This is a genomic window from Kriegella aquimaris (assembly GCF_900103215.1).
Taxonomy (GTDB): Bacteria; Bacteroidota; Bacteroidia; order Flavobacteriales; family Flavobacteriaceae; genus Kriegella; species Kriegella aquimaris.
In genome coordinates, this window is the sequence record NZ_FNGV01000004.1 from 160,356 (window position 1) to 173,148 (window position 12,793).

The following is a 12,793-nucleotide window of genomic DNA, read 5'->3' on the forward strand; positions in this document are numbered from 1 at the left end:
TTGGAAGAATGAACAGGTTTAAGCCTAACAAGTGGGTTTCTCCCTGAGAATTTAAATTCCATGGGGTTGCACTAAAAAATTGTAACGAAATGCAAAAAAATAGGTGGTGAATACTTCACCCTAAAAAGAAGTGTGCTTTTAAAATAGGGAAGGTATAAGTTGCGTATTGAAAATTTGATAGGTGTTAGAACCAATAATATAGGTAATACTTCTGCCGATACATTAAACTACAAAAATTAAAAAAATGCGATATATCAAAGATGCCATAGCTATCCTAATTCTAATTTTGATAATTCAACCCATAAAAGGCCAGACGGACTTGGGCATATTCGACAATCATTTAGATATAGGCAACTGCGCGAATAAAGGATTTGCCTATTATCAAGAAGCAGATCAAACCTATGTAATCGGCGGAAGTGGCAAAAACATGTGGTTCAACGAGGATCAGTTTCATTATTTATGGACTACACTTCAAGGTGATTTTATTTTAAGGGCCGAAGTTGATTTTATGGGAGAAGGGGTCGACCCGCATCGAAAAGTTGGCTGGATCGTTAAAAATGATTTAAACAGCGAAACACCCCATGTCAATGCCACCACTCATGGAGACGGATTGACTTCTCTACAATTTCGTAAAACGATTGATGGCAATACGGAAGAAATAATTTCGAATGACAGCTTACCCGATGTTATTCAATTGGAAAGAAAAGGGGATGATTTTATAATGTCGACCGCTAAGTTCGGGCAAGATTTTGTTGAGGTTAAATTGACAAGTACGCACCTAAGAAACCAAGTCTACGTGGGCCTCTATGTTAGCTCGCATAACTCGGATATTGTAGAAGTTGCCAAGTTTAGAAATGTTAAGATTGTTCGCCCGGCCGCCGCGGATTTTCAGCCCTACAAAGACTATATCGGTAGTAATCTAGAGATTATGGAAGTAGCTACAGGGCATCGAAAAATACTTCACAGCACATCGAACTCGATTCAGGCACCTAATTGGACGGTAGACGGAAAACAATTAATCTATAACTCCGAGGGGCGACTTTATCGATACCATCTGAATAACGGGGTTATAAGTCCGCTGAACACCGGTTTTGCAATCAAAAACAACAATGACCATGTATTATCATTTGATGGCACCTTATTGGGCATAAGTCATCACAACGGCAATGACAACAATAGTTCTACAATATATTACCTGCCTTCTCAAGGTGACTCACTACCTGCAGTGGTTACGAAACCTGGTGTCGGGAATTCTTACCTACACGGATGGTCTCCCGACAATCAAAAGATGATATTTACAGGCCACCGAAAAGGTCAATACGATATTTATTCCGTTGATTTAAAGACCGGCAACGAAAAACAATTGACCAATCAAAAGACATTAGATGATGGACCGGAATACAGCCCTGACGGTAAGCAAATCTTCTTCAATTCGGCAAGGAATGGTAAAATGAAACTTTGGAGCATGGATTCCGAAGGAAAAAATCAAACACAACTAACTTTTGACGAATACAATGATTGGTTCCCCCATGTTAGCCCAGATCAAAAATGGATTGTTTTTATATCTTTTCCAAAGGAAATTGACCCAAATGATCACCCGTTTTACAAGCATTGCTTATTGCGCATTATACCCTTTAAAGGTGGTACTCCAAGGATAATTGGATATTTATATGGTGGACAAGGCTCAATAAATGTACCCAGTTGGTCTCCTGACAGTAGGTTTATATCATTTATTTCAAATTCGAAGTTATAGCTGACCAGTTGCAACTGAGAATTCATCAACTTTTCTATGTTTGGAATAAAAAGAAGGTATTTTATTTACCAATGCTGCCAGATTTTAAGCTTGAGCAATGAAGAAACTGAAAAGCATAAAAGTCAATAAATTTCAGCCTATAAAACTCGCCCCATGAAAATCTCCAGTTTTTTTCAGCATGGTTGACATTCTTTGAGAACAATAAGGGGTGTTTAAAAAGGGGGTATCAAACGCTATTACGAACAAAGTGAAGTAATCTGTGTCTAGATTTCCAGTAGTTTACAGATTGCTTCGTGCCTCGCAAAAGCGGTTGCAAACACTTTTTAGCCACTCCCTCCCTTTATTGTAATGCCTGTTCAATATCAGCAATAATATCGTCGATATGCTCCAACCCTACCGAGACGCGTACCATACCATCGGTAATGCCTGTTTGATTGCGCTCTTCGACAGATAATTTACTATGGGTCGTAGATGCCGGGTGCGTTACGATACTACGTGAATCACCTAGATTAGCCGAAAGCGACAACATTTCTATGGCATCGAAGAATTTTCGCCCGGCTTCTAGTCCGCCTTTGACTTCAAAAGCTACGACACAGCCGCCTGCCTTCATCTGTTTTTTTGCAATTTCATGTTGGGGATGCGATTTCAAAAACGGATATTTCACCCAATTCACTCCCTCATGGCCTTCTAAGAATTCGGCCAATTTCAGTGCATTTTCACAATGCCGATCGACGCGAACGGCCAAAGTCTCTAAACTTTTTGATAACACCCAGGCATTAAAGGGGGATAACGAAGGACCGGTAATTCGTGAAAATCGATAAATTTTATCGATAAGCGCAGCCGTACCCACGGTAATTCCGGCCAGTACCCTACCCTGTCCGTCCATAAGCTTGGTGCCTGAATGAATGACCAAATCTGCCCCGAACTTAATCGGCTGTTGTAAATAAGGCGATGCAAAACAGTTATCGATGATAAAAATCAAATTGTTTTTCTTGGCAATTCTTCCCAAAACTTTCAAATCAAGAATATCTACCCCCGGATTTGTCGGCGATTCGGCATATAGAATTTTGGTATTTGGTGTGATCAGGCTTTCTATGGTGTCGACCTCATCAATCTTAAAATAGGAATGATCGATATTCCATTTTGGAAATACACTATCGAACAGTCCGTGTGTAGAACCGAAAATACTTCGTGCGGAGATTACATGATCTCCACTATCGAGCAATGCGGCAAAAGTTGAAAATACGGCCGCCATACCCGAAGCAAAAGCAAAACCACTTTCAGCACCTTCCATCTGGCATACCTTCTCAATAAATTCTGACGTATTGGGGTTCGCGTACCTTGAATAGATATTCCGTTCCTTCTCTTCTGCAAAGGAAGCGCGCATATCTTCGGCGTCATCGAAAACAAAGCTTGAAGTCAAATACATCGGCGAGGAATGCTCTAAAAATTGTGAGCGTTCCAATTGGGTACGTATCGCGTTGGTTTCGAATTTTTTATTGTTCATTATAATCCACTTTTTAATCTTCTACTCCGTTCAATCTTCCTATAATCCTAATTAATGTCCCTCAGGGATTAGTCGTAACTACCCCTTCTCAGCTATCCGTAGTATATCGCCAAAAACACCTCTAGCGGTTACTGCGGCACCGGCACCGGCACCTTGAATAACCAACGGGTTTTCACCATAAGACTCCGTATATATTTCGATAATCGAATCGGATCCTTTTACTTGCCCTAAAGCACTTTCTTTGGGTACGGATACTAATTTGACATCCAAAATTCCTTTTTCCTTTTGCAAATTACCGTGCAAATCGCCCACGTAACGCAGTACCTGATTCGGTTTTTGATTTTTCTTTATCTCATTGAACTTATCATCGAGTACATCAAGGTTCTTTAAAAAGAAATCTACATCCCCTTTCTGCAAGGCACCCGGAATCAAGTTCTCGATATTGATATCAGCGAATTCGTTATGCAAATCAAGCTCCCGTGCCAAAATCAGCAATTTACGCCCCACATCATTTCCGGAAAGGTCTTCCCGTGGGTCTGGTTCGGTAAACCCCTTTTGCATGGCATCTTTTAAAATCGAGGAAAATGGTGCGCCTACCTCTGAAAAGGTATTGAAAATATAGCTTAACGAGCCTGAAAAAACACCTTTGATCCTGGTAATGTTCTCTCCGGACAAATGCAAGAGTTTAATCGTATCGATTAACGGTAATCCGGCACCCACATTGGTCTCGTACAAATATTGTTTTTGATTTTTCACCAACTCTTCCCGTAGCAATTGATAATAATCGAACCCTAATGTATTCGCTATTTTGTTGGAGGATACCAGATCAAAACCATTTTCTACAAACTCAAAATAGTTCGCTACAAAATCGGAACTCGCCGTATTATCGACCACAATTAAATTCTCAAGATGGTTCTTTCTTGCATAGTCAAAGATGTCTTTTAATTCGTATGGCTGCCCCTTATCCTTAATGGCAGATTTCCACGTTTTAGGAATTCCATCTTTACTGAATAACACTTTTTTAGAATTGGCTACTGCAAAAACATTCAAATCGACCTGTTTTCTTTTTTCAATGGTCTTGGAAGATTTCAAGATTTGGTCTATCAACGTACCTCCTACATTTCCATGACCAAAAATGGCGATATTCACTTTTTTGTTGATGCCGAAAATTTGTCCGTGCATAACGTTCAATGCCTTATGCAAGTCAGATTTTTTGACAACCAGACTCACATTTTTGCCTGAAACGGTATTATTAAAAAGTAAAGGAACGATTTGGTTTTTAATCAATGCATTGTACGGCTTATGAAACGTACTCAAGTCTTGTCCTACAATGGAAATTACCGAAACCCCTTCCGTCACGGTAATCATATTTATGTCTTTGGATTTAAAATCACCTGTAAACTCTTCCTCTAAAGCTCTTTTGGCACGCTGTGCGCGATCTTGTTTTACGACAAGACCGATTCCTCTTTCCGAAGAACCTTGTGCAATGATACTTACGCTAATATTATTAGCCTCTAAAGTTTTAAAAATACGGGCATCGATACCTACTTTACCTAAAAGCCCCCTACCTTCTAAATTTATTAGCGCCACATCTTCAATGACCGAGAGCGACTTGATACCTTCCTTGCTTGATTTCGCACTAATCAAAGTGCCTTCGTTATCATCATTATAGGTATTGAGAATACGTAACGGAATGTTCTTCTCTATCAGTGGAATTATCGTTTTCGCATGTAAAATGGTAGCCCCGAAATTCGCCAGTTCATTAGCTTCGGCATACGAGAGGTTTGCTATGCGCTTCGCCTCGGAAACATAATCTGGATTGGCCGTAAAAATACCGTCTACATGTGTATAATTCTGTAATTCTTCGGCATCTAAAAAATTAGCGATCAAAGCCGCAGAATAATTGCTTCCGTTTCTACCCAAAGTGGTGGTCTCCCCGTTTAAGGTCGATGCAATAAAACCCGTTACCACTGCCACATGATCATCCCCTAATTCAGAAAATCGCTTGAGTATGTTCTCTTTGGAAACATGCTCCAAAAGTTTGGCATCACCAAAGGTATCATCTGTTTTAATAAGTTCCCTGGTATCGAACAATTCAGCCTTAATGCCTTTTCCGATCAACAATTTGGTAATAAGCTTGGCCGAAAACAATTCACCATAAGCCAATACCTCATCCTTAATTTTCGGACTATAATCGCCCAATAACGATACCCCTTCAAAGAGCTTTACCAACCCCCTGAATTCGTCAGAAAGATTGACGTTTTTAAAAGAATGTTTTTGATACTTCTCAAAAGCCTCAAAATCTTTTTTATAATCTTCCCCGTTAGCTGCCTTTTCCAACATGACCTCTAGCTGATCTGTACTTTTCCCTCTGGCGGAAAGGACTACCGCTATTTTTTCTTCATTTTTGACCTTATCGGAGATAATTTCGAGCACTCTGCCCAAGCCTTCACCGTTACTCAACGATTTACCACCAAATTTTAAAACCTTTATCTTTTTTGATTTTCCATTTTGGTTAAATATACCGTTTAGCAGTTTCTGCATCTGATCGAACTCAATCAAAAAGGCATCATGACCATGAAGTGATTGTACTTCGCCATAGGTCACATTACTGTTCGCCTGGGCCAATTGTTTGAAGGTGTCTTTATTTTCTTTTGCTGTAAAGAACAAATCTGAATCGACCCCAATAATATGAATATTGGTATCACTGTTCTGCAAGTCTATAAAAGCCTGTTCCCCATTTCTAGTGATGTCAATGGTTTTCAGCAATTGATTCATCAACTTATAGGCTGACAATTGAAACCTATCTTTTAATTTATCACCGTGGTGCATCAACCAACTTTCAACGTTGAACACCTGAAGTTCTTTATTGGTACTCCTTTTAAAACGCTCTTTAAACGATTCAGGCGTGCGGTAGCACAACATGGCGTGCATGCGCGCATCGTGTACCGGATGTTTTGAATTTATTAAAAATTGCTCTTGAATCTGGCAATTGGCGATAAGCCAATCGGTCGATTTCCAATCCGATGCCACAGGAACAAGATGCTCCGTAATTTTCGGATTCAAAGCGGCCATTTCCCAAGCGATGCCACCACCTAAGGATCCCCCGATTATGGCGAACAATTTCTTTATTTTGAGCTCTTGAAGTCCCCACAAAAATATTTGAGCCATATCACCGGACACAAAATCTTTATAATTCTCGATAACAAAACCATCATGCCCATTACCTGGAACATTAAAGGCTAGAACTGTATATTTATTGGTATCGATACATTTGCCTTCCCCAATAATGGCAGACCACCAACCATCGTCTCCGGTGACATTGGAGTTGCCGGTCAAAGCATGATTGACCAAAACAATTGGTGCCGAATGCAATTCTTTACCAAATACTTGGTAAGAAAGGTCGATAGGCTGAGAGACCCCGCTAAGCGTGGTGAAATTCTTAAGTTTGAGGTGATGTAACATAGTCATCAATTAGACCTTTCGGGTATTATCGACCCGAAAGGTCCGTTTCAATTTATAGTGTTGCGAAAGCTTGTTCTAAATCGGCTTTAAGATCATCAAGATCTTCCAAGCCTACGGACAAACGAATCAAATCTTGACCAACTCCTGCGGCATCTTGCTGCTCTGCTGTCAATTGTTGGTGTGTTGTACTTGCCGGATGAATTATCAAAGATTTGGTATCACCGATATTTGCCAACAAAGAGAATATCTTAGTCGCATCGGTAAGCTTCTTTGCAGCTTCAAATCCGCCTTTTATGCCAAATGTCACCAATCCACTTTGTCCTTTTGGTAAATATTCCTGTGCCAAATCGTAGTATTTGCTACTCTTCAAGCCTGGGTAATTCACCCATTCTACTTCTTCCCTAGCTTCTAACCAAGTAGCCAAAGCCAAGGCGTTTTCGCTGTGTTGTTTTATACGTACCGATAGGGTCTCCAAACCTTGAATAATTTGGAACGCATTAAACGGACTTAACGCTCCACCAAAATCACGTAATCCTTCTAAAATCAATTTAAAAGTAAAGGCGGCAGCACCCAAAGCTTCGCTATAGACCAAACCATGGTAGCCTGCGGAAGGCTCCGTGAATTCTGGAAATTTCCCGTTTGTCCAATCAAAAGTTCCCGCATCGATTACGGCCCCACCTAAAGAGGTTCCTTGACCACCGATATATTTTGTAAGTGAGTGAACGACCAAGTTTGCACCATATTCAATAGGATTTAATAGCGCAGGTGAGGCAACTGTATTATCAACGATGAATGGAACTTGGGCTGCTTGGGCTTGTTTTGAGATTGCCTTTAAGTCCAATACATCCAATTTCGGGTTTCCTAGTGACTCTACGAAAAATGCGCGGGTATTATCTTTTACAGCTTTTCCAAAACTTTCCGGATCGGAAGCATCGACAAACGTAGTCGTAATGCCCAATCTTGGCAACGTAACATTCAATAAATTAAAAGTCCCACCGTATAAACTACTCGAAGCCACAATATGGTCACCCGATTTTAATAGCGTCATTAAACTTGAAGAAATAGCGGAAGCGCCCGAAGCAAAAACTACAGCTCCGACACCACCTTCCAAAGCCGCCAATCTATTTTGTAAAATTTCATTGGTAGGATTGTTCAACCGTGTGTAAATGAACCCTAATTCCGCTAATGAGAACAAATTAGCCGCATGATCTGTATTATCAAAAACATACGATGAAGTCTGATAGATAGGAACTGCTCGTGTTCCTGCTGTTTTTGTTGTATCATGCCCGGCATGCAAAGCATTCGTTGAAAATTTTTGGTCACTCATAATCTTTTAGTTTTATGTATCCGTTATTATTTAGATACGGGTTTTTTAATAAACTCCCATTTTCAATGGGAATATAATTATTCTTGAGGCATGAAAGTGCTCAAAAAAAATTAAAAAGCCAAACCCTGCGCCGACCGCAATCAGGTAAAATCAAAAAGTTAAAAAGAAAGAGAAATTACTATTGTAATTCGTTTTTCGTTATCTATTCCTGCCTTTAAGGTAAAAGGTGTTGAATTATGTATTCAACGTCAAGATAGAATTTAGCACCTTCTTTACGTAAAGGTTGTAAAGGGTTGCTAAGGTTTCAAAGGGTCTATTCCCTCCACCTTTCTTGATAACCATTCAATATATGTTTGAACTTTGGATTGACAAATATAATGGCGGAAAACTAAAATGCAATACTTATTTTCAAAATAATTTTCCGCCAATGTGGGGAAACACCCCAAATAATGCTCAAAAAGAACAGTGGAAACGCTTACAATTTAAAAGCAGCCTTCACTTCATCGAGCATATCTAATTTTTCCCAGGTAAAGAGTTCAACCTCTTTTTCTATTCTCCCGTTATAGGGCGATTCGAATACCTTAGTTACCATTTTATTCGCTTTGCCCATATGACCATAGGCAGCAGATTCGAGATAGATGGGCTCCCGTAATTTTAACCTTTTTTCAATTGCAAAAGGTCGCATATCGAATAGTTCGGAAACCTTTTCAGCGATTTCCCCATCGGTTAAATCAACATTAGCCCTTCCATAAGTATCTACAAAAATAGAAGTTGGTTCCACTACACCAATAGCATAGCTTACCTGTACCAATATTTCATCGGCAACCCCTGCTGCAACTAAATTCTTCGCTACATGTCTTGCGGCGTATGCAGCACTTCTATCAACCTTACTCGGGTCCTTACCACTAAATGCACCACCTCCATGGGCACCTTTTCCTCCATAGGTATCAACAATGATCTTTCTACCGGTAAGACCAGTATCCCCATGTGGACCACCGATTACAAATTTTCCTGTAGGATTGATATGGTATGTAATCTGGTCATCGAACAAAGCTTGAATTTCTTTCGGTAATTGTGCTTTGACCCTAGGTATTAAAATCGAAATAATATCTTTTTTAATTTTCGCCAACATCGCATTGTCATCTTGATCAAAGGCATCGTGCTGGGTAGAGATAACAATGGTATCGATACGCTGTGGTACATTTCCATCAGAATACTCAATGGTAACTTGTGATTTCGCATCAGGCCGTAAATAATCGATTTCTTTTAGCTCGCGTCTTAAATCGGCCAAAACCTGCAGAATCTTATGAGAGATATCAAGTGCCAGAGGCATGTAATTCTCCGTTTCTTTTGTGGCATAGCCGAACATCATTCCTTGGTCACCCGCACCTTGCTCTTCTTTCGAACCTCGGTCAACACCTTGATTGATGTCTTGAGACTGCTCATGAATGAGTGAAATGACCCCACAGGAATCTCCACTGAATTGGTACTCGCCTTTAGTGTAGCCGATCTTGTTGATTATCTCTCGGGCAATAGTCTGTACATCTAAGTACGTATTGCTTTTCACCTCACCGGCTAAAACAACCTGACCCGTTGTAACCAACGTTTCACAAGCTACTTTACTTTCTGGGTCGAAAGCTAAAAAATGATCCAATAAAGCATCACTGATTTGATCGGCGACTTTATCGGGATGTCCTTCACTAACAGATTCCGAAGTAAACAAATACGACATGATATTACTTTTTTTTTGAAAAAGAAGATTTGAAAAAATTGCTGCAAGCTAAAGGAAGTATGATATAAAAATATCAACTGCTTTAGCATTTTTTAAACTGAATAAATTTTTAAATCAACCCTTTTATCGGGTCGCACAATTTATTCAGAATACTTGAGGTTGCAATCAGTCAAATCCCTCCTCATGATTATGAGCTACAAAAGTATAAAAAATGTTTTGTTCTGAAAGTGATCGGGTTGTAATTTGTCAAACAGTATCGAAAATCAGATTTAATGCAACCGTATAAAGAAGCCCCTTTACCTTATATATCGTACTTGATTGAGAACAGCACATACCTGGGCTGCACAAAATATGATTGTGTTGAGAAAAAGAGTTCATTGGTACTATCTTGGTTAAGTATGCTAGTATTAAATAGGTTGGTGCCTTTGATACCGAACTCCCAACGGCTATCCTTTTGCTGGTAGGTCAAATTTGATTCCAAAAAGCTATACGCATTATCAATGGTATTTTCTTTATCGGTATAGTTGTAATAATCATAATCAAGTGTAAAAATAAAATTCTTAAGAAAAGCTGTATCAAACCGGGCATAGGGTCTGCTTGTGTAATAGGTGGTTTCGCGACCGCCGTTGTCATAGTTGTTCACATTATAGCGATACCCCAGTTCAAGATTCGGCGCATTTTTAAAGTTGGTAGACAGTGCCCCGGTATAGTTCTGAGTCAAAGAATTCGAGGTGCGCTGCGCATTATCTACCAAGTTATTGGTCGTAGACCATGACAAGCTTCCTCTGACAGAACCCTTAATCTTACCGAAAGTACGCTCATATCGGCCATTTGCGGATAGTGATTCATCTTCAAAATTAGAGTTGATCGTCGTACCGATTCGGTTAATTGCTACAATATTGGCACTGCTTTTTAAAGCGTCGATTCTTTTGGTGTAGGTCACATTACCAAATATATTCGTGAAATTGAACATATTGAAACTGAAAAAATTTAATGAGAGGTTATGGTTCAATGCACTCTCAAGATCTCTATTACCACGATAGACCGAATTGTAATTGTTGAGCACATACCCTTGGGCAAATTTATTAACATCGGTAAATGAGCGGGTCACACGATAATTAAACCTTAGGTTTTCCGACTTTTTCAGTTGTGCATTAATGTATACGTCGGGTAATAACGAAGTAAGATTGTCTTCCACAACATTCCCCAGTTGATCATTTTTAACATTGAACTGATGTAAGGTAAGGCCCGGGTTGAAGGTGAAAATTCCTGATATTACTTTATAATGAAACCCCAAGTAGAGATCCGACACATTAAAGGTTACATCATTTTCAAAGTCCGTTCCATTCATATCCAAAGTGCTACCTCCATCTAAAATCTGATAAATCGCCGAATTAAAATTCTGATGGCTTTGTGTCGTTCCTAAAGTAAAGTTCAAATTACTTTTGGCTCCCAAAACATGATAATAATCGACTTTGGCATCGACTTTATTGGTTACGACGTTCTTGACTTGATTTAAATTATAAAGATTTTGATTTTCATCCACAGGAAATATACTAGTAAAAGCAAACTCATTTCGTACCGCTTCATAAAACGGGTCTTCATCTTGATACAAATGCTGGGCTTCTACCGCAAAGATATTTTTGTCATCCAAAGTGTAGTAAAGGTTCAAATTTTGATTTACCGACAAGGGCTTTTGTTTTTTGACTTCTGAAATTTCATCGGTAATATTAGCTATTGAGAGTACATCTACCACTTCATTATCGTCAGATTGTTTTAGCAGTGCATCATAGTCTAACTGAAGGTTAGCGGTCGGCTTGTACCTCGCACTCAATTTGGCCAGGCCCAAATGAACCGTCTGATCGGTATTCGTAGTTGCATTCTCAATATCGTCACTGGCAATATAAGTGGTACTTCTTTGTGATTTCATCAGGGTACCGGTGTAGGAATAGATTCCGAACCCACTCAGATCCAACGCTTTGGTCGGCGCATAACTAAAGTTTACCGCTGCAAATTTGGTGTCGATATCGTTTGCCCTATTGTTCTGGGCAGTAGAAAGTCCTAATCCGTCAGAACCGACGCCGATAGAACTACCGCCCCGAGAATTTATATTTCTAAAACCTCCAGTAAAATTTCGGTAATCGTTACGGGTAAAGGGAACTTCTCCCAAATTATTCAAATCCGTTATAATATTAATACTATAATCGGGACTATAATAAAATAACTTCGGATGTGCCAAATATCGGTCATCGGGGCCGTAACCAGCGGTTAGCTCACCAAACCAAAACTTCTTTTTACCTTCTTTTAGTCGGATATTCAGAGCCACATTATCATCATCGTTCGTTAGCCCCTTCAACTGTGACACCTCATTATAGTTCTTTAAGACCTCTACCTTGCTCAGCGCATTGGCAGGAATATTCTCGACGGCCAGTTTAGAATCGCCATCAAAAAAATCCTTTCCTTCGACCATCACTTTGGTTACAGTCTTTCCTTCCACTTCTATTTGACCGTCATCATTGACTTCGATTCCCGGTAAATTTTTCAGTACATCCTTTAATTTTTTCTCGGTACCTGAAACAAAGGAATCGGTATTGTAAATAATTGTATCCCCTTTTACTGACACGGGCATTTCGTAAGTTACTTCTACCTCATCAAGCTCGGCGGCCTGTTCTTGCATTACAATATCTTTGATAGCATTGACTTCACCTGCCGTAAAAGTAAAAGATTCGGTCTTCAGCCCTAAATAACTTACCTTAACGGTATACTGATTCGCCGTCTTTAATTTCAGTTTGTACTGCCCCGCATGATTGGTAATACCGTAAGATTCCAAACCTTTTGTCTCCGTATTGATGGCAATCACATTTGCCATATCAACTCCCGTACCGGTGCTATCCTTAACGGTACCTGACAGAGAAATTTCTTGGGCCGAGCCAACAAAGCTCAAGGCTAAAAAGATGATAAAAGGCAAAGTGATTTTCATCCAAATATATTTTGAAGTAAAAAATTATT

At 39.6% G+C, this 12,793-nt stretch carries 6 protein-coding genes and 1 riboswitch; of the genes, 1 reads left to right on the top strand and 5 read right to left on the bottom strand.

Going from position 1 to position 12,793, the window contains the following annotated elements; translation table 11 throughout:
* The first annotated feature begins 244 nt into the window (after positions 1-244).
* Positions 245-1,753 carry a TolB family protein gene (locus BLS33_RS10840; RefSeq protein ID WP_089888521.1) on the top strand — a complete coding sequence of 503 codons (1,509 nt, stop codon included), beginning with the start codon at positions 245-247 and terminating at the stop codon, positions 1,751-1,753.
* A 340-nt stretch (positions 1,754-2,093) separates the two neighbouring features.
* On the opposite strand, the gene BLS33_RS10845 is transcribed toward BLS33_RS10840, so the two are convergent.
* The 5 genes from BLS33_RS10845 to BLS33_RS10865 all read right to left on the bottom strand — a co-directional run bounded on the left by BLS33_RS10845 (position 2,094) and on the right by BLS33_RS10865 (position 12,764).
* The gene (locus tag BLS33_RS10845; protein ID WP_089888523.1) at positions 2,094-3,260 is read right to left on the bottom strand and encodes a trans-sulfuration enzyme family protein; all 1,167 of its coding nucleotides are present in this window, start codon (positions 3,258-3,260) and stop codon (positions 2,094-2,096) included.
* A 78-nt stretch (positions 3,261-3,338) separates the two neighbouring features.
* On the bottom strand, positions 3,339-6,725 hold the full coding sequence (gene thrA / locus BLS33_RS10850) for a bifunctional aspartate kinase/homoserine dehydrogenase I (protein ID WP_089888524.1): 3,387 nt from the start codon (positions 6,723-6,725) through the stop codon (positions 3,339-3,341).
* Positions 6,726-6,777: 52 nt separating this feature from the next.
* Entirely contained in the window at positions 6,778-8,052 is a 1,275-nt protein-coding gene (locus BLS33_RS10855; RefSeq protein WP_089888526.1) for an O-acetylhomoserine aminocarboxypropyltransferase/cysteine synthase family protein, read from the bottom strand.
* Between the two features lie 231 nt (positions 8,053-8,283).
* Positions 8,284-8,393: riboswitch (SAM riboswitch) on the bottom strand.
* Between the two features lie 134 nt (positions 8,394-8,527).
* Complete coding sequence (gene metK, locus BLS33_RS10860; RefSeq protein ID WP_089888529.1) at positions 8,528-9,784, bottom strand: methionine adenosyltransferase; 1,257 nt, start codon at positions 9,782-9,784, stop codon at positions 8,528-8,530.
* A gap of 301 nt (positions 9,785-10,085) precedes the next feature.
* The gene (locus BLS33_RS10865; RefSeq protein WP_089888532.1) at positions 10,086-12,764 is read right to left on the bottom strand and encodes a carboxypeptidase regulatory-like domain-containing protein; all 2,679 of its coding nucleotides are present in this window, start codon (positions 12,762-12,764) and stop codon (positions 10,086-10,088) included.
* Positions 12,765-12,793: the final 29 nt, after the last annotated feature.